Raw genomic sequence first — 19,816 nt, forward strand, 5'->3', positions numbered from 1 at the left:
AACGTGAAAATCCCTAATTTAACTATTAGTGGGATAACTGTATCTGAAGGAAATAAAAAATGACGGACACATTATCACCTGAAAAAGAAATTAGATTGGATAATAGTGGTAACGAAGTTATCCCTAAATCCATTTTGATTCCTTTTATCTTGCTAACCTCTTGCTTTGCTCTTTGGGGGCTGGCTAATAATATGACGGACGTGCTGATCGCACAATTTCGTAAAGTATTTACTTTAACTGATATGCAATCAGGACTAGTGCAAACTGCGTTTTATGGTGCCTATTTTGTATTGGCACTACCTGCTGCAATATTTATTCAGCGCTATAGCTATAAAGCTGGCGTATTACTCGGGCTAGGTTTATTCGCCTCTGGTGCATTGCTTTTCTACCCTGCAGCTCAAGCAATGGAGTACTTACCCTTCTTGATGGCGCTATTTGTATTAGCGGGCGGGCTATCAATTCTAGAAACCAGTGCCAATCCCTACATCATTGCGATGGGCCCGGAAGCAACGGCGACTCGTCGACTCAATATTGCACAAGCGTTTAACCCAGTAGGCTCTATCACTGGTGTACTGATCGGTAAAGTCTACATCCTTTCTCAGCTTAACCCTGCAACAGATGCAGAGCGTGCCGCGATGTCACCTGAGCAACTTGGCACAATTCAAACCGCAGAACTCAGCGCGGTAATGATGCCCTATTTAGCCGTTGCCGCTGTCATTATCGTGGTGTGGCTAGCGATCGCCTTCACTAAGATGCCAAATACTCGCGAAGTTGCACCAACAGGTGGTTCAAACCACTCACTGAGCGCAACGTTTGGCCGACTAATGAAGAAAAAGCACTTTGTACGCGGTGTGATCGGTCAGTTCTTTTACGTCGGCGCGCAGATCGGTTGTTGGTCATGGACAATTCGCTACGTGATGACGCAAGTCGGTGGCTCAGAAGCAGAGGCGTCTAACTTTCTACTCGCTTCAATTGTCGTGTTTAGCGCGTTCCGCTTCATCTGTGTTGGCCTAATGAAATACATCGCCCCTGAAAGACTTCTGGCTGCGCTGGCATTCATCGCCGCCTTGCTTGTCCTGACGTTAATGACTGTTGGCGGAACAACTGGCGCTTACGCTCTAGTGGGTATCTCAGCGTGTATGTCACTGATGTTCCCGACGATTTTCGGCTTGTCTCTACGCGACCTTGGTAGCGATTCAAAGTTCGGTGGCAGCTGCTTAATCATGGCGATTCTGGGTGGCGCGGTACTGACCGCCATCATGGGACAACTCTCTGACTCGATGGGCATTCAAGCGGCGTTCGTCATCCCGCTGATTGGTTTCGTCTACCTAGTCTACTTCGGCCTTAAAGGCTACCAGATCCAAAAATAATCCAACGTTAATGTGAAATAAGAGAATCAAAAAATGAGTAACTTAGTAAAAATCGGTATTCGCCCTACCATCGACGGTCGTCGTCTTGGTGTTCGTGAATCTCTTGAAGATCAAACAATGAACATGGCTAACAATCTGGCAAATTTCATCATTGAAAATGTACGCCATGTTAGCGGTGAAAAAGTCGAATGTGTCATCGCAGATACAACCATTGGTGGTGTTGCAGAAGCAGCAGCATGCGCTGAAAAATTCAAACGTAAGAACGTTGGTCTCTCCATTACAGTAACGCCTTGTTGGTGTTACGGCACACAAACGCTGGATATGGATCCGCATCTACCAAAAGCGATTTGGGGCTTTAACGGCACTGAGCGCCCAGGGGCGGTTTATCTAGCCGCAGCAATGGCTGGTCACTCGCAGCTTGGTTTGCCCGCGTTTTCTATCTACGGTGAAGAAGTCCAAGACAAAGATGACACCTCTATCCCAACTGATGTTCAGGATAAGATTCTGCGTTTCTGCCGCGCTGGTCTGACTGTTGCGACGATTCGCGGTAAGTCTTATCTATCAATGGGTTCTGTATCTATGGGGATCGCGGGTTCCATCGTGGACCAACCGTTCTTCCAACACTACTTAGGCATGCGCAATGAGTATGTCGATATGACGGAAATCAAGCGCCGTTTAGACCGTGAAATCTTCGATAAGGAAGAATTTGAACTGGCGTTATCGTGGGCAAAAGAGCATTGCAAAGAAGGTAAAGATTACAACCGCGTACCGATGACCGAAGAACGCAAAACTGACGATTGGGAAACAGTGGTCAAAATGACCATGATCATGCGGGACCTGATGGTCGGTAACCCGAAACTGGCAGAGATGGGTTACGCAGAAGAAGCGATGGGACATAACGCAGTTGCTGGTGGCTTCCAAGGCCAACGTCATTGGACCGATCACCTACCAAACGGCGACTTTAGCGAAGCGGTGCTTAACTCTACGTTTGACTGGAATGGTATCCGTGAACCGTTCGCGATTGCGACTGAAAACGACTGTTTAAATGGCGTAAACATGCTGTTTGGCAAAATGCTGACCGGTCAGGCGCAAGTATTCTGTGACGTTCGTACATACTGGTCGCAAGACTCGGTTGAGCGCGTCAGTGGCTATCGCCCTGAATCCGGGTTGATTCACTTAATTAACTCAGGTTCGGCGGCACTGGATGGCTGTGGTGAAGCGCGCGATGAGCAAGGCTCGTCTGTCTTCAAACCTCACTGGGAAATGAGCGCGCAAGACGCTGAAGCATGTTTAAGCGCAACGCAGTGGCCACCAGCCGATGTTGAATACTTCCGTGGCGGCGGTTTCTCTTCCAACTTCCTCACTCACGGTGGTATGCCATTTACGATGCACCGCATCAACATCATCAAAGGCATCGGCCCTGTGCTGCAAATCGCGGAAGGTCACTCAGTGACCTTACCAGCCGAGGTGCATGAAACGCTGAACGAGCGTACCAACCCAACTTGGCCAACCACTTGGTTTGCTCCTCGCATCACCGGAGAGGGTGCGTTTAAAGACGTTTACTCAGTGATGGCTAATTGGGGCGCGAACCACTGTGTTATCACTTACGGCCATGTCGGTGCTGACTTGATTACGCTGGCGTCTATGTTGCGTATCCCAGTTGCGATGCACAACGTTGAAGAACAAGAGATCTTCCGACCTCACACGTGGACGGCATTTGGTCAGGACAAAGAAGGCCAAGACTACCGCGCTTGCGCGAACTTCGGTCCTTTGTACAAGTAACCACTATCGGCGGGAGACTCTCCCGCCCTTTTAGGAGTCTCTATGTCCGTAGTGATTGTTTTAGATTGTGGAGCGACGAACTTACGTGCTATCGCGATTGATCCCAAAGGGGCAATCGTCGCGTCTCACTTCATCAAAAACGCAACCAAATGCGACGCGAAAAATCCAGATTTTCACATCTGGGATTTTGACGACATATGGCAGAAGTTGGTCGAGTGCGGTAAGCACGTCGTGAATCAAGTCGGCGCACAAAACATCCTAGCTGTAACGGTAACCACATTTGGTGTCGACGGCGCACCTTTTGATAGTGACGGAAAACAACTTTACCCCATCATTTCTTGGAAATGCCCAAGAACGATACCGATGATGAATAAGGTTGAGCAAGAGCTCGACCGTTTAGACCTGTATCAAGATAACGGCATTGGTGATTACAGCTTCAATACCCTCTACAAGCTACGTTGGCTTAAAAAACATCAGCCAAACGTCTACGCTAAGATGGACAAGTTTGTCTTTATTTCATCTATGATCACCCACAAGCTAACAGGCGTCATGACCACCGACTACACCATGGCGGGTACATCGATGCTGACAGACCTTAGCATGTGTGACTGGAATAAAAAGGCATTGGACTATCTCGGCCTAGCGCCAAGCCACTTTGCGCCGCTTGTTATGGCGGGTGAACAGGTGGGATTACTCAGCCAAGACGCCGCTCAAGAATTGGGCTTGGTCTCTGGTACGCCTGTCATTTCTGCGGGTCACGATACACAATTTGCCCTAGTAGGCTCTGGCGCAGAAGAAAACCAAGCGTTTTTAAGTTCGGGAACTTGGGAAATACTAATGGCACGCAGCCAACGCCCAGCCTTGAATCAACAAGCATTAACAAATGGTGTTACCGTCGAGCTCGACTCACAAAAAGGGTTATACAACCCTGCGATTCAATGGCTCTCCAGCGCTGTGGTTGAATGGGTCGCCAAACAGTTCTACGGGGCAGAACAAGGGTCTAGCGAGCTATACGCTACCATGATTCAAGAAGCAGAAGAGGCTGGCTTAGCAGCTGGTGGCGTGGTGTTTAAACCCAATCTAGCGGTTGACGAAAATGGTATCGGTCAAGGCTCGATCGAAGGGCTGTCTATCCATACCTCTCGCGGCCAAATCGTTCGCGCGGTGTTCGAAGGTTTAAGCCAACAACTGGCGCAGCGTTTTTCTTATCTCAATCAATTGTGCCAGCTCAACGAAGGACCAGTCGTTGTGGTTGGCGGCGGAACCAAGAACCCACTCTGGAACCAATTGCGCGCCAATGCGTTGCAGCGTCCGCTTCATATCGTCGAACAGGCAGAAGCGACCGTGATTGGCGCAGCAATGTACGCCTTTTACGGCGCTGGTTATTACTGTTCCATCAACGAATCCCAACAAAACATGAAGCCCAAACTTCGCGTCGTTTCTCCGCAAACGACATCTATCGAAAAGCCAGTTAATCAGGAATTTAGCCATGCTTAAAGGTATCCATCCTGCAATTTCGCCAGCACTGTTGGCCACACTGTCAGAAATGGGACACGGCGATGAAATCCTATTCGCCGATGCCCATTTTCCGGCGCATACCTTCAGCAACAACGTGATTCGCTGCGACGGCGTTGGCGTCGATACCTTACTCGAAGGTGTCACTCCGTTATTCGAATTGGACCAATACGTACCGCAACCACTGGTAATGATGCAAGCCGTGATTGGCGATGAACTTGACCCAAGTGTGGAAGCGAAATATTGCCAAGCTATGTCAGCAGTACAAGTAAACCGCAACCACATTCAACGTATTGAGCGCTATGCATTCTACGAGCGCGTAAAGCAGTGCTACGCCGTGGTACTCACCGGAGAAACAGCGAAGTACGGCAACATCATTCTCAAGAAAGGCGTAACCAGCATTTAAGGATTAATGAAATGAATCGAATTGAACTCTCTCAACAAATTATCGATACCTGTTTAGAAATGACCCGCTTGGGTCTTAATCAAGGCACCGCCGGTAACGTCAGCGTGCGCTTTGACAACGGTATGCTGATCACGCCAACCGGCATCCCTTACGAAAAGTTAACTCCTGAGCAAATTGTTTATGTCGCAGAAGACGGCACCTTTGAAGAAGGTAAGCTTCCCTCTTCAGAATGGCTGTTCCACCTAACGTGTTACCAGCACCGCCCAGACATGAACGCGGTAGTACACAACCATGCGATCAACTGTGCGGCGGTCTCGATCTTGAACAAATCGATCCCAGCGATTCACTACATGATCGCGGCATCGGGCGCGACAGAAATCCCTTGTGTGCCGTACGCAACTTTCGGTAGCTCTCAACTCGCTAAATATGTTGAAGAAGGCATTTCTAAGAGCAAAGCAATTTTACTCCAGCATCACGGTTTAATTGCTGGTGAAGCGAACCTAGACAAAGCCCTGTGGCTGGCACATGAAGTCGAAGTACTGGCTGACCTATACCTGAAAGCACTTGCGATTAACCCAGATGTCCCAACGCTGGACGATGCTTCAATGCAAGTGGTACTGGAAAAATTCAAGTCTTACGGTCTACGCGTCGAAAAGTAATCAGGAGTAAGTTATGGCTTTTGCTTTAAACCTTCCAAAGCTCAGCTATTCCGGCGTTGGCGCCGTTGATGATGCGATCGCAACGCTAAGCCAGCAACCCGTAAAACGAGCGTTGGTCGTCACCGACAACAACCTTGTAGAGCTAGGGATTTTGGATCATCTGTTTGAGTTGCTTGATCAAGCATCAATCGATTATGTGTTGTTTGACAAAGTGACTCCAAACCCGACAGCCACACTGGTGCGTGAAGGTCTTTCAACCTACATTGACTCTGAGTGCGACTGCTTCATCGCCGTTGGTGGTGGCAGCCCAGTGGACTGCGCAAAAGCGATTCGCATCGTGGCGGCCAACGCGGGTGATATTGTCAACTACGACGGAATCGGCAAAGTTCAGCACGCGGGTGATTTCTTTATCGCGATCAACACCACAGCCGGAACGGCGGCGGAAATGACCTCGAACTCGGTGATCACCGATGAAACACGTCAAGTCAAAATGGTCATCATCGACTCAAAACAGATTCCTGACATCGCCGTCAATGACCCAACCTTAATGGTCAATCTACCTAGCCATGTAACCGCGGCAACAGGGATGGATGCGCTGACACACGCCGTCGAAGCTTACGTGACACCGGGTGCGCACACGCTAACCAAGCCAACCGCGTTAGAAGCGATTCGTTTGATCAGCCAGTGGTTACCTATCGCTGTGGAAGATGGTCAAAACCTCAAAGCGCGTGAAGAACTCGCTAACGCCCAGTTCCTTGCGGGCATGGCATTTAATAGTGCAGGGTTAGGCCTGGTTCACGCGATGGCTCACCAGCCGGGCGCAACGCACAACCTTCCGCATGGTGTGTGTAACGCGATACTACTGCCTAAGGTCTGTGCGTTCAACGCGAAGCAATGCCCGGAACGTTTCCGCGATATTGCCAATGTGATGGGTGGAAAAACCGATCCGCTTGATGACCAACAAGCAGCGGAATTGGCGGTAGATTTGATTCGCCAACTTTCGAAGCGCGTCGGTATTCCTGCTGGATTTTCGAGTCTCGGCATCAAGCAACAAGATTTCCAGAGTTGGATTGACAAAGCTCTTGCCGATCCATGTATAGGTGGCAACCCTCGCCAGCCGACCGCCAGCGAGATCGAAGCGCTGTATCTGGAATGTTTATAAACGTCTGAACCGAACCTTAAGATCAAAAAAGCCGCTGAAACACAGCGGCTTTTGTTATGTATGGGCGTAAATTTGAATCTAAAACGTCAGACTTAGTGGCTTACAGTCACATCGTAATCCGCTTCGATAGCATTCGCTTTTTGGTAAGCAGGATGCTCTTCCAGTCGTGCGGCGTAACGCTTAATATTGCTAAATTGCTCCAGCATACCAAACTTATAAAGCATCTCAGCAATAAACGACATCATGATATCAGCACCTGTTAGACGCTCTTCAACTAAGTAAGTCTTACCTTCTAAGCTCGCATCAAAGTAGCTCATCACTTTTTGAGTTTCTACCTCTGCGTAGCCATCAAGAAAGTTCATTTCTGCACCATCTTTCGCGACAAACACTTTAAGCAGAAGCGGCAAAATCGCCGAGCTTTCTGCAAAGTGAAGCCACTGCAGATATTCGGTATACGCTTGAGTGCCACGCTTTGGCGCTAACTTGTCAGCACCGTATTTTTCAATCAGATACTCGGTAATCGCACCTGACTCAGTGATGACGATACCGTCTTCCTCAATCACCGGAGACTTACCTAATGGATGAACACTTTTAAGCTCTGGCGGGGCGAGAAAAGTGACGCTATCACGCTGGTAAGCAACGACTTCATATTCTAGCCCTAGCTCTTCAAGTAACCAGATGATTCGCTTTGAGCGAGACTGATTTAAGTGGTGAAGTTTAATCATTTTACTTTCCCGTTTAACGCTTATAGTGGTTCGTTAGTTTTAATCACAAGTTTGCCGAAGTTCTTCCCTTCTAGCAGACCTTTGAATGCTTCTGGCGCATTTTCTAGTCCTTCAACCACTTGCTCTTTGTATTGAATTCGGCCTTCCGCCAACCATTTGGTCATGTCTTCAGCGAATTCATTGTAGCGGTGAGCATAGTCGTCAAAGATGATGAAGCCTTGCATCTTAATGCGTTTTACCAATAACTGACCCATCAATAGCGCTAAACGGTCTGGTCCTTCAGGCAACGACGTCGCATTGTATTGAGAGACAAGACCACACAGTGGCACTCGAGCACCAGTGTTAAGCAATGGTAGAACCGCATCAAACACTTTGCCGCCTACGTTTTCAAAATAGACGTCGATACCCTTGTCACATACCGCTTCCAATTGCTGAGCGAAATCATTTGCGTAGTGGTCAAGACACTCATCAAAGCCTAGAACCTCTTTCGCGTAACGGCATTTTTCTTCACCACCCGCTACACCGATTACGCGGCAGCCTTTGATTTTACCAATCTGACCAACGGTAGCACCTACCGGCCCAGTTGCTGCCGCTACGACGAGCGTTTCGCCAGCTCTTGGCTGACCGATATCAAGTAAGCCCATGTACGCAGTAAAACCTGGCATACCCATAATGCCTAGCGCATAAGAAGGTTGTGCTGGGTTCTTACCTAAGTTGATCAAACCTTCACCGTTCGAGATGCCATAGTCTTGCCAACCCGTGTAAGCCAACACCCAATCGCCCTCTTCAAAGTCGGGATGACGAGACACTTCAACCTGACATACCGTACCGCCGACCATCACTTCGTCGATCGCTACAGGTTCAGCGTAAGATTTCGCATCGCTCATGCGGCCACGCATGTATGGGTCTAAAGAAAGGTACACACTGCGCAGCAGCATTTCACCGTCTTGCGGTACTGGTTTGTCTACGGTTTCGAGTCGAAAGTTGTCAGACTCTGGTGCACCATGAGGGCGTGACGCGAGTACAATACGGCGGTTGTTTTGCGAAGGTGACTTTTGCATAGGTGACATAGGAAGTTCTCCTGATTTGGACTAATCAATTAGACCAGTCGTCTAGTAATTATTTCAAAAAAACCGCCAAACAGATCAGCGGTGATTTTCAGGCAGTTTTTACTGCCCTTTGAGCAACAATTTGGTGTTTTCTAGGCACTGTTTCAGCCCTGATTGGTCTTGGTACAACTTATTCAATAGGCTGGCACCAACCCAAACATAATAGATTTGGTGTGCGGCTTTTTCGCTATCTTTGACGTCGATAGAGCCATCTACAATGCCTTTTTCTATACATTGAGCGATTGCAGCAATAATCTTATCCGCACCACATCTCAACGCTAAGCGCATAGGCTCTGATAAATCAGACACTTCCGCACTGAGTTTTACAATCAAACACTTATTCGCGTTGCAGCAACCATTATCCAACTCCAGCCAACGTTCAAAATACTCGGTCAAAGACTGATAGCCTGTCTTTGCCGGATTCTCAAACAGCTGCGCAATATCGCTCAGATAATTGGTGAAATAGTCTTGAATCAGCGACTCACCAAAGTGTTCTTTCGACTTAAAATAGTGATAAAAAGAACCCTTCGGCACATTGGCTGTTTTCAGTAGTTCAGATAGACCAACACTGGTAAAGCCTTTGGTCACGATAAGGTCGTAACCGACTTGTAAGATGTGTTGACGTGTGTCGTTTGTTTTTGCGTTCATGGCGGGCATAATAGATCCAATTAGACCAGTCGTCTAGAAAAATCATGATGAAAATATTATTGGAAGTACAAGTGTGTTTCTTACAAGGGATATGGTTCTTTGGTCATACTGTTGAATTGTCTGAAGAAACCGCTGAAAACACTGATACACCCACAAGAAGAATCAACGTAGGAAATTCGTTCACTCTGCTGATATTTAAAAATTCTTTATACCGATTTTAAAATGTTCAAGCGTTTTGTACGCCTCAAAGGCAGTGATCGCATCATCAAAATCAAACTCTGCCGTAATCAAGTCATCCAATGACAACTTCTCGATCATGTGCGCAGCGGTCAGAACACTTTCAATACCACATAAACTGGTCCAGCTAATGGTGATATTGGATGCGTACAAGTTGAGAAGAGGCAACGTGACTTTTTCTTTACTGCCGTAGTAAGTAAAGATTTTCATCGCTCCACCTTTAGACAAGTACGGCAGCGTGGTTTCTATCATATTGATATCCGAAGACGTTTCTATAATTACGTTGTAACCCTCGTGGTCACAACAATCAGAAAGGTCAAAATGAAAATCAGAAGAGTTTGGGTCAATGACAAAGTCAGCCCCATATTTCAAGGCTTGCTCGCGCCTTTCCGCCACTGGCTCAATGACAGTAATCTCACGCGCGCCACGCAGTTTAATAAACTTAACAAAACTCTGGCCAATGAACCCTCCACCAATAATCGCAACTCTAGTGCTGTAGCTGATATTGAGTGTCGATAGCGCTTCAACTATCGCTCCAACAGGCTCCATCATAATCGCGTGTTTGTAGTTGAGTTTATTGGGCACTTTGATCACTTGCCGACAACTACGGACGATAAATTGGCAAATTGTCCCCTGATGTATATGTGATTGATTACAATGTTGTGGTTTTTGTGCAAGACAGTAATGGCAATGTCCACAAAAGCTCCACGGTAATACCATCACCAAATCACCAACAGAAAACCCCGAATACTGGGCATACTCGCCCAACTCTTCAATGATGCCTACCGCTTCATGTCCCATAATTCCGGTATGGGCAAAGATGTCAGACTTATCTTCAAAACGCATATCGTCACGACAAAAACTTGAATACACCATCCTGATCTTTATATCGTCTTTCTCTTTGAGCTGAGGCGTTTCAACCTCAACGATGTCGAGCGTTTCAAATTTCGTTCTTACCAGTGCTTTCATCTTATTTTCTCATCTGTTCGCGGTACTCTTTAGGAGATAGGCCCGTATGCTTTTTGAATAACCGCGAAAAGTAATGAGGATCTAGATAGCCAACTTTTTCTGAGATCTCACTGATATTGTGCTGGTATTCAAAGAGATATTGCTTAGCGATAAACACTCTCAAGCACTGCAGTAACTCTAAGAATGTCATCCCCAACTCAGCTTTAAATACTCGGCTGAGGTAGGGCTTAGAGATGTTCAGATGCTCGGCCATTCCATCAAGAGAGAGCTCCTTATCGTAATGGTCAAAGACATAAGTTATTGATTTTTTGACATTGTCAGATAAGTTTCGCGATTTCAGCCCTGTCGATACTTGCGTAAAGAAACGATTCATCTCGTTAAACTCGTGTTCAATAGAGATAAAGCTGTGATGACTGGGTTTGAGATTTGGGTCTAATACGAACTTAAATAGTTCACAGGTGAAAGCAGAAAATTCTCTTAGTTGTGGAACCACATCTCTATCGTGATGAGTTGAAACCGTCTCAAAGTAAACGAATCTCAGTTGTTCGTTAAGTAAGTTAGCATCATTATTTATAGCGCTAACGAATACACTCTTAAACAATTCATAGTGATCAATAAATGAAACCTTCCTCGTTTCTCGTTCTGCATCTCGATCACGTTGCTCCGAGATTGACTCGCCACTATCGACTACTCGATTGTCTATGTAGCGACTAACATGCGCTAACTCATCCTTAGAAACAAACACGACATTGTTTCGCGTTTTTCGCTCTTCTCCATCGTCAATAACAATAACCTTGAAGTCTTTCCCGCTTTGAGAAAAGTCATGAATTAAGGTGTTGAGAGGTACCATCACATGGGCGTCGATGATGACAAAGTGCGGTTTATACGCAACAAAACTATCTAAAGCATCTGCACTGTAATAGACCAATCGTGGTTTTATCTGATGCTCTGTTTTGAGTAAATGACTAAGGCTTTTTAGCAACATTCTGTTTTCAGAAATAACCATTACTTCCGGCATAAAATCCACTCTACAACACGAACATCTCAAAAATTACAACCTAGCAGCACATAGCACTAAGTTAATACAATGTTACGATTATTTATATGAATTTCACATTACCCAAAATGTTACATACTATCAACAACTGAAGTGCGCTTACGTGCAGCGTGTTCACCTTTGTCGAGAGTAACCAAGATTACCAATGAATGAACACTCCTATAAAAGGCAAATAAAATAAAAAGATTGGATAAGCCATGTGAATGATTCAGTCGCATATTCCCTTATATAGTATGCAGCTAGAGTATGAGCAAGCCTAATACCAAAACAGTACATAGATAGCATGACAGCAACCAATCCGTTTTGCTGCCTTATCGCTAAGCTTTAAGTACTCCATACATTAATTTCATGACGGCAAGCTCACTGCTTACGTAGCCTTCGTATTTCGGCAAGTCATCCACGATGTCTTCAATACGTCGATGGTAAAACATATGGATCGCTGGAGGTGGTAGTTCGCCAGAGTCCTTAAAATTATTTGTCGGTATAAAAGCGATTTTTACTGGCCCTACCCCACCGATTTCAAGCGCTGGTTCACCGCACAGCTTACACACCCCACGGTTGATATTTGGCGGCAATCTGTATTTTTTAAACTCAACATTATCATAAGAGCTTGATTGTAATGCTTTGGCTTTGAATAACGTCACGTCTGCAAAGCGATTATTGTTAAATTGCTGGCAAATGGTGCAGTGACATATAAATCTAGCAACAGCCGTAGACTCCGCCAATTCGAATGAACAGGCTCCACATTGACATGTTGCGTGCTGAGGTGTAGTTAAATATTTGATCATAGATTGACTCTTAGACGGTCATTATAGGCAACTCGCATCGGACGAGATAAAGCCCGTTAGCGGCGAAGTTCCGCTATCGGGCTGCTTTTTATCGGTCAAAGTTAGCGCATTATGGTTTGATGATACCTTTGATATAGCTAGGATCACCGCTCTCCATCAGATCAAACCCATCCTGAATATCTTCAAGCGCAAACTCATGGGTAATCAGATCCTTGATAGGCAAGATACCTTTTGTACAAGCTTCGATACTTTCCTTCGCGACTTTGATGTAATCTTCAGCATACAGCGGGTGTACCGAATGCAGCACTGGTGAACGATATGCTAATTCATAGCCGATTTCTGGATCCCAAGTTTCTTCTCTTGAATACAACGATGGAATGAGCACTTTGCCTCGTCCAGCCGCCCCTAACAAGTCACCGTATCGAATAACTTTCAGTGCTGTTTTGAGGCCACGTAGACTACCTGTAATTTCTACGACGACATCTGCCCCTAGGTTATTGGTTAACTCATCAACCATATCCGTTAAGTCACATTGTGTTGGGTTGATCGTATGAGTTGCGCCAAATTTGCGCGCAAGCTCTAAGCGACTTTCCTGTACATCAACGGCGATGATTTTACTCGCCGCACTGTGTTTTAGACCCGCGATAGTCAATAATCCCATCATGCCACAGCCAACAACGGCAACCGTTTCACCTAAGCTTGGATTCGCGACTTTAACGATATTACCCACACACATTAATGGTTCAGCCAGGCAATATTTTAGCTCTTCGCGTGGCACCTCACTTGGAATTGGAATACAGAAAGCAGTTGGTACAACCAAGTGCGATGAAAAGCCAGCGACAGCAGGCATGAACGCAACATAGTCACCTACTTTGTAGTCTGTCACGTCACTGCCAATTTCTTTGATAATACCAACAGATTCATGGCCAATATGGGCAGGATATTGAATGTCTTTGATCATTGCCATATGACCGCGCTTATCAAAACCAAGCTGACTATCGCCAAGATACGTTGGCATATCTGAGTGACATAAACCTATCGCTTCAACTTCCACAAGGACTTCATGTGGCTGTACTTGAGGCAATTCTTCTTCGATGATCTGAAATTTTTTAGGTTCGGTTAGAACAGCACATTTTCTTTTCATGACAATACTCCTAGTTATTGCTTTTTGCTGATAGCCTGTTTAGCGGCTTTAGCAATGTTGCCGGCTGTTAAACCGTACTCTTCTTTCAAAAATTGCATATCACCTGTTTGACCAAAGCGCTCAAGAACAGCAACTCGCTCAACCGGACAAATATGTTCTTGCATCACAACCTGAGTCACTGCGTCACCTAGACCACCATTCACACTGTGATTTTCTGCGGTAACAATGGCACCAGTTTCTTTGGCACACTTAACGACCAAATCACGGTCAAGAGGACGGATTGTAAACATGTCAACAACACGAGCAGAGATACCTTGTTCCTCTAACAATTTCGCCGCTTTTAATGACTCAGGAACCGTCACTCCGTAAGCGATGATCGTAACGTCAGAACCATCCTGCAGTACGTTACCTTTACCAATTTCAAATGTGGAACCTTCTTCGTACACTTTCTCAACATTCGAACGAACCATACGGATGTAATACATGCCGTAATCTTTTTCGATCTGAGGAAAAAGCGCTTTGGCGGCAACATTGTCGGTGATCTCAACAATTTTGATTTCAGGAATCGAGCGCATGACAGCGATATCTTCAAATGGCATATGTGTGCCACCATTAAACGCTGCGCTGACACCAGGATCGGTACCAAGAATCTTAACGTTCGCTTTTGAGTATGCTCCGGAGATAAAAACTTGATCCATCACGCGGCGAGACATAAATGGACCAAACGAGTGCACGTAGGACACAAAGCCTTCTTGTGAAAGCCCTGCCGCGAAACCAATCGCATTGGCTTCTGCGATCCCCACATTGATGAGCCTTGTCGGGTAATTTTCCAAGAAGTTCATCATGTCAAATTTAAACAGTGATAAGCCTAAATCACATTCAACATGGACGATATCATCCGTTCTGCCCAAACCTTCGTAAAGGTAAGCGCTGTAAACCGAAGCTAATGTGTCTTCGTATTTTTCGTTAATGTTTGCTAGTTTTACACCCATGGTTCTATCATCCCTTATGCATTTAGTGCCGTAATCGCTTGTTCTGCTAGTTCTTCAGTAACGGGGACGTGGTGGTTCCACTCATTTTCAGCCCAGTTGACTCCCTTACCTTTTAAGGTATTGCAGATAATCACGGTTGGTTTTCCTTCACAGGCTTTCGCACTCTCGATAGAGCGTTTGATTTCGCAGATGTTGTGACCGTCGATGTTCTCAACATTCCAGTTAAAGGCTTCAAACTTTTTATCTAGTCCAGCAAGATCGTTAATCGCTTCTAAAGGACCATCCAATTGCATCTTGTTGAAGTCGACAAATAGCACCAAGTTATCAATCTTCTTATTTGCAATATTCATGATGGCTTCCCAGTTCTGACCTTCTTGCAGTTCCCCGTCGCCAACAATGCAGAAGACACGGTTGTCTAAACCTTTTAGCTTAAGCGCGTAGGCAGCTCCTGAAGCGACTGAAAGTCCTTGACCAAGTGAGCCAGTGGTAAAATCAATCCCTGGTGTTTTTTGCATATCGCAATGGCTAGGTAGATTGGTTCCGTTCTGGTTCAGCGTTTGCAACATTTCGACTGGAAAGAATCCACGTAGTGCTAGCGCAGAATATAGTGACGGCCCACAGTGCCCTTTAGAACATACAAGGCGATCTCTATTGACCCATCTCGGCTCTTGCGGGTTATGTTTCAGTTCATCCATGTACAGCACACTGATGATTTCGACCATTGACATAGAACCACCCAAGTGACCAAAGCCTCGGCTCGCAAACTCATTTAGCGTAGCGATTCTGATATTTTTAGCGAACTCTTCGATTTCCGCTTTTTTACTCTCTGCATACATATTTTCTGTCCCTGTAACTGTTTATAGTTAAGCCTGATGAAGACTATTCTCGATATTTAGTTCTTACAATGGACAAAATTTACATCAACTAAAAAAAACGGGGACAATATTTACCTTTTATTTGTTTAATATTATTTTTGTGAATAGCTTTACACTTTCAAATAGTCACTTTTGCTGAACTATATTCCATCGATGTATGCTTATATTTATTGATAATCATCATTCATATATTTAATTTAAGTTAAAGTGTTTTTAAATTAATTACATAACGATTTCTAAAAATCAAGTTGATGAAAAATAAGTATTATTTAAGTAGGTAGCTATGAATCAGGCAAGTATGTTAGTGAATGAAACAAGTGATCAGTTGGGGCATTGCTTACATGCTCAGAAAAGTGCGTTTAACAAGTCAGGCCAAGAATCGTATCAAGAGCGGAAAAATCACTTATTAAATCTAAAGAAAATGATTAATGAAAATCGTGAAGAAATAATTGCATCGATTAACAAAGATTATGGTAACCGTTCTTATCATGAAACATTGATTGCTGAAATTATTCCGGTAACTGAAGATATTACATTTAATATTAGTCACTTAAAAAAATGGATGCAACCACAATCAAGAAAGGTCGACCAAATATTATATACAGGTGCTAAAAATAAAGTCATTCCTCAAGCTGTTGGCGTGGTTGGAATTATTACACCTTGGAATTTCCCACTAAACTTAAGCTTTTCTGTTATTTCTGCCGCTTTTGCTGCTGGTAATCGTGCCATGGTAAAAATGTCTGAAAACTCTATCCATTTGACTCGCTTACTCAACCAAATCTCACCTAAGTATTTTTCAACCGAGAAACTGGCATTTTTTGAAGAAACGGGAGCGGTAGGGATCGAGTTCTCTAAGCTACCCTTTGACCATCTATTTTTCACTGGTTCTGGAGCAACCGGACGTAAAGTGATGGCAGCGGCTTCCGCCAACCTAACTCCAGTCAGCTTAGAACTAGGTGGTAAGTCGCCTGCAATCATCGCGCCAGACTACCCGATGGAAAAAGCGGTAGAGCGCATTATGCATGTGAAACAGTTCAATGCCGGACAAATATGTGTCAACGTTGACTACGCATTTGTACCAGAAAATAAGCTCAATGAGTTTGTATCTAATACACAAGCTTGGGTTAAAAAACATTGTCCCGATATTCATAGTGACGACTACACATCCATTATTGATAGTAAATCGTTCCAACGATTATTAGATACGGTGGAAGACGCGAAAAACAATGGTGCCGAAATCATTAACCTAAGTGACCAAGAGCCCGACGCGTTTTCTAGAAAATTCCCATTGATGCTGGCAGTTGATCCAAACGAGGAAGCGATTATCAGCCAAAGAGAAACCTTCGGTCCTATTCTGATGATCAAAACTTACCAAGATAAAGAGCAAGTTATTGATTACGTAATTGAAAGAGACCGCCCATTAGCGATGTACCCATTTACCAATAATAAACAGTTGGCAAACTATTACATTAATCGCCTACTTTCCGGTGGCGTCTGTGTGAACGATGCGCTATTCCACGTCGCGCAGCACGATATGCCATTTGGTGGTATCGGGGCCAGCGGCATGGGCCACTACCATGGATACGAAGGATTCTTGACGTTTTCAAAACTGCGACCAGTGTTTTACCGAGGTGGCTTTTCCAGCATGAAATACTTCATGCCTCCCTACAGTACATTTGCAGACAGGGCATTAAAGTTGATTGCAAAGCTAAAGTCGTAACGCCAGACTCAACGAAGACATCGTTCTACTTACATCTTAATTAGAACGATGTCTATATTCAGAGACCCTCTAAACTTTTTAAAAACCATCCTAACTTGAATGCCGCTTAAGCGATGTTGGACACTTACCAGTCCAGCGTTTAAAAGCACGGGAAAAGGTGCTGAGATCCGAAAAACCAAGTTGGTAAGCAATTTCTGCCATACTTCCGTGCGGATTCTCTAGCAAATAAAGCGCTTTCTCCATCTTAAATTTATCAACAATACCTTTGTAGCTGGTCCCGTATTCAGACAGGCGACGGTTAAGCGTGCGGATATTAACATTAAGCTCAGCCGCAAGATTCTTTCCGCTTACTTCCGATAAGTTGTCCATTTGGTTGAGTAAGTTGTATATCTTCAAAACAATATCTTCTTCTAAAATCCGGCCGACTTCTTGGCGAAGCAAGCCCAGTGATAAGAAATGAATGTCTTTGTCATAAGAAGGAAGCTTCATGTGTAGATCTTTCTTTGATATACATATTTTTCGCACTGGATACCCGGATTGTATCGATATACCGACTGTGCTCGCATACTTCTTAACGGCCTGGTTAGAAAAATAGTCGCTCGTCGTCTGAACTGTTATATGGATCGCGTTGAAGCGGCAGATTTGTCGTATCAACATCGTCATCGTTGTCATAAATAAAGCCGCCCCCATATAGGTCAGGTGGTTTTCCTTATTTGATGACTCACTGTTAAGTACCCATAACTCCACATCTCCCCGGATTGTTTGGTGGTACTTGAGGCGGATCGGTACACTGATGGAGGCTGAATAACGACACATGTTTTCCAGCAATGTTTTTACATCAGGCGCGGTCCATAAGTTAAGTGAAAAGCTACCAAAAGTTAGTGGCGTTACGTGCTTAGCAATATCAAAGAGCAATAACTCGTCATTCGCTTTCTCATAAAACTGATACAAAATCGACCTTAGTGTATACACCGACACCGCATCACCAGCTCTCAACGGCTGGATAAATGCTTCTCGCTCTAAACCTAGATCTTCAATCGTATCCCTAATCAGGTTAGACCAACCTTTGTGTAGCATAACTGGATTTTTTGACGATGAATCGTGCATAAAACGCCCTATTTTACATTGCAGCCTGTGACCGTTCTCTCATGACGCAGCTTTGGCTAAATCAGTAAATAGATTGTCCTAAAAAGCCAAATTATTTCAATGAAAATGTTTTACTGTGGTGGATGAAGAAATGGACATTCCTCTTACCCTCAACTCAAACAGAACACACAGCTCCAAGTGAACAGGATAGATAAAGACTGGAGATAAAGTCAGTTCTGTAATAAATAGAAAGAGAACTCTACTATGGTCGAATGGCAAAAAGACTACCATGACAAGTTGATTTCAATGGAGTCAGCAGTTGGCAAATTGGCATCAGGAGACAAAATATGGGCGGGTGGCTTGGTCTCCATGCCAGTGCCTTTTCTCAAAGAGTTAGACAAGCATCTCAATGAGTTTGAAAACTGCGAATTATATTCGGGCTTGATGACAACTCCGTTCGAGTTCCTCAAGCCTCAGTACAAAGATAACGTCAAACATATCAGCTTATTCATGGGTCCGTTGGAGCGTAAAGCTCAACATGGCGGAAATGTTGAGATCATTAATTTTCACTTCTCTAACTTCGGTCCTATTTTCGAACGTATCCAGCCAAATGTTGTGGTGATCGAAACCACACCGCCAAACGAAGAAGGCTACCTCAGCTTGGGAGCATGTGGCGGTATCGCCAATAAAGTCGCTCTCCAATACGCGTCTAAAGTTATTTTCGTTATCAATGATAATCAACCGTTCATCGGCAACCCGGAAAATACCGTGCATGTTTCGGAGGCAACTTACCTCGTTGAAGGACAACATAGTATTGCTTTTCCTAAAGCAGGAATGCCGAGTGAACTTGAGCAGAAAATCGCCGGACATGTCAAACCTTATATCAAAGACGGAATGACGGTTCAGATAGGGATTGGCACCATTTCCAATGCGATGGGCATGGCGTTAATGGACTGCAAAGATCTCGGTATTCATACCGAAATGTTCACAGAATCGCTGATGGAAATGTGTAAAGCGGGTGCGGTAAATGGCACGAAAAAGAACTACAAGCCGAATAAAATTGTCGCGGCTTTTTCTACGGGCTCTCAAGAGGTTATGGACTTCCTACACCATAATCCTGACGTAGAAATGGGCTCAATGGATGAGGTCGTTAATTGTGCTGAAGTGGCTAAAAATGACAACTTTGTCTCAATCAACACCTGCATCATGGTGGATTTAGTCGGTCAGGTCGCCTCTGAAGGTGTTGGATTCGCGCAAATTTCTGGCTCGGGTGGTCAACTTGATTTTGTTCGTGGTGCCAATATGTCGAAGAACGGTTTGAGTATCTTGGCTCTCGCCTCCACCCGTCAAACAAAAAACGGCTTGGAATCAAATATCCGACTCGCACTTCCAGTCGGGACACCAGTGACGACGCCACGTAACGACGTGCACATCATTGCCACCGAATACGGTGCCGCTAACCTTCGCGGGCTGACCAATGCAGAACGTGTCCACGCGCTAGTTAGTATTGCCCACCCCGACTTCAGAGCTTCTCTAATTGAAGAAGCAAAAGAAAACGGCTTAGTTCATTAG

18 protein-coding genes are annotated in these 19,816 nt (G+C 45.0%); 8 read left to right on the forward strand and 10 right to left on the reverse strand.

Annotation, left to right across the window (positions count from 1 at the left end; translation table 11 throughout):
• Positions 1–59 precede the first annotated feature (59 nt).
• The 6 genes from fucP to fucO are packed head-to-tail and all read left to right on the forward strand — an operon-like array spanning position 60 to position 6,894.
• Positions 60–1,370, forward strand: a complete 1,311-nt coding sequence (gene fucP / locus HCZ42_RS15500) for an L-fucose:H+ symporter permease (protein ID WP_167421553.1) — start codon at positions 60–62, stop codon at positions 1,368–1,370.
• Positions 1,371–1,403: 33 nt separating this feature from the next.
• Positions 1,404–3,152 carry an L-fucose isomerase gene (fucI, locus tag HCZ42_RS15505; RefSeq protein WP_167421554.1) on the forward strand — a complete coding sequence of 583 codons (1,749 nt, stop codon included), beginning with the start codon at positions 1,404–1,406 and terminating at the stop codon, positions 3,150–3,152.
• Positions 3,153–3,194: 42 nt separating this feature from the next.
• Entirely contained in the window at positions 3,195–4,649 is a 1,455-nt protein-coding gene (fucK, locus tag HCZ42_RS15510) for an L-fuculokinase (RefSeq protein WP_167421555.1), read from the forward strand.
• Complete coding sequence (gene fucU, locus HCZ42_RS15515; protein ID WP_167421556.1) at positions 4,642–5,073, forward strand: L-fucose mutarotase; 432 nt, start codon at positions 4,642–4,644, stop codon at positions 5,071–5,073. The genes fucK and fucU overlap by 8 nt, the downstream gene beginning before the upstream one ends.
• 11 nt (positions 5,074–5,084) lie before the next feature.
• Positions 5,085–5,732 carry an L-fuculose-phosphate aldolase gene (fucA, locus tag HCZ42_RS15520; RefSeq protein ID WP_167421557.1) on the forward strand — a complete coding sequence of 216 codons (648 nt, stop codon included), beginning with the start codon at positions 5,085–5,087 and terminating at the stop codon, positions 5,730–5,732.
• A 13-nt stretch (positions 5,733–5,745) separates the two neighbouring features.
• A complete protein-coding gene (gene fucO / locus HCZ42_RS15525; RefSeq protein WP_167421558.1) occupies positions 5,746–6,894 on the forward strand; it encodes a lactaldehyde reductase in 1,149 nt (382 codons plus the stop codon).
• Between the two features lie 92 nt (positions 6,895–6,986).
• Here fucO and HCZ42_RS15530 read toward each other — a convergent pair whose 3' ends face one another.
• The 9 genes from HCZ42_RS15530 to HCZ42_RS15570 form a co-directional block, all read right to left on the reverse strand.
• Positions 6,987–7,619, reverse strand: coding sequence for a glutathione S-transferase family protein (locus HCZ42_RS15530; protein WP_167421559.1), 633 nt, complete (start codon positions 7,617–7,619; stop codon positions 6,987–6,989).
• A 20-nt stretch (positions 7,620–7,639) separates the two neighbouring features.
• On the reverse strand, positions 7,640–8,680 hold the full coding sequence (locus HCZ42_RS15535; protein WP_167421597.1) for an NADP-dependent oxidoreductase: 1,041 nt from the start codon (positions 8,678–8,680) through the stop codon (positions 7,640–7,642).
• 108 nt (positions 8,681–8,788) lie between these two features.
• Positions 8,789–9,376, reverse strand: coding sequence for a TetR/AcrR family transcriptional regulator (locus tag HCZ42_RS15540; RefSeq protein WP_167421598.1), 588 nt, complete (start codon positions 9,374–9,376; stop codon positions 8,789–8,791).
• 195 nt (positions 9,377–9,571) lie between these two features.
• A complete protein-coding gene (locus HCZ42_RS15545) occupies positions 9,572–10,582 on the reverse strand; it encodes a zinc-dependent alcohol dehydrogenase (RefSeq protein ID WP_167421560.1) in 1,011 nt (336 codons plus the stop codon).
• 1 nt (position 10,583) lies between these two features.
• Positions 10,584–11,600, reverse strand: coding sequence for a helix-turn-helix transcriptional regulator (locus tag HCZ42_RS15550; protein WP_167421561.1), 1,017 nt, complete (start codon positions 11,598–11,600; stop codon positions 10,584–10,586).
• 356 nt (positions 11,601–11,956) lie between these two features.
• Positions 11,957–12,427: a GFA family protein gene (locus HCZ42_RS15555; protein ID WP_167421562.1), complete on the reverse strand. Its 471-nt coding sequence runs from the start codon at positions 12,425–12,427 to the stop codon at positions 11,957–11,959.
• Positions 12,428–12,536: 109 nt separating this feature from the next.
• On the reverse strand, positions 12,537–13,571 hold the full coding sequence (locus tag HCZ42_RS15560; protein WP_167421563.1) for a zinc-dependent alcohol dehydrogenase: 1,035 nt from the start codon (positions 13,569–13,571) through the stop codon (positions 12,537–12,539).
• Positions 13,572–13,585: 14 nt separating this feature from the next.
• On the reverse strand, positions 13,586–14,563 hold the full coding sequence (locus HCZ42_RS15565; protein ID WP_167421564.1) for a transketolase family protein: 978 nt from the start codon (positions 14,561–14,563) through the stop codon (positions 13,586–13,588).
• A 14-nt stretch (positions 14,564–14,577) separates the two neighbouring features.
• Positions 14,578–15,399, reverse strand: coding sequence for a transketolase (locus HCZ42_RS15570; protein ID WP_167421565.1), 822 nt, complete (start codon positions 15,397–15,399; stop codon positions 14,578–14,580).
• Positions 15,400–15,721: 322 nt separating this feature from the next.
• On the opposite strand from HCZ42_RS15570, the gene HCZ42_RS15575 reads away from it, so the two are divergent.
• On the forward strand, positions 15,722–17,158 hold the full coding sequence (locus HCZ42_RS15575) for a coniferyl aldehyde dehydrogenase (protein ID WP_167421566.1): 1,437 nt from the start codon (positions 15,722–15,724) through the stop codon (positions 17,156–17,158).
• Positions 17,159–17,248: 90 nt separating this feature from the next.
• Here HCZ42_RS15575 and HCZ42_RS15580 read toward each other — a convergent pair whose 3' ends face one another.
• On the reverse strand, positions 17,249–18,265 hold the full coding sequence (locus tag HCZ42_RS15580; RefSeq protein WP_167421567.1) for a helix-turn-helix domain-containing protein: 1,017 nt from the start codon (positions 18,263–18,265) through the stop codon (positions 17,249–17,251).
• 243 nt (positions 18,266–18,508) lie between these two features.
• Between HCZ42_RS15580 and HCZ42_RS15585 the strand changes: the two genes are divergently transcribed.
• On the forward strand, positions 18,509–19,816 hold the full coding sequence (locus HCZ42_RS15585) for an acetyl-CoA hydrolase/transferase family protein (protein ID WP_167421568.1): 1,308 nt from the start codon (positions 18,509–18,511) through the stop codon (positions 19,814–19,816).

This window comes from Vibrio hepatarius, assembly GCF_011806575.1.
GTDB classification, from domain to species: Bacteria; Pseudomonadota; Gammaproteobacteria; order Enterobacterales; family Vibrionaceae; genus Vibrio; species Vibrio hepatarius_A.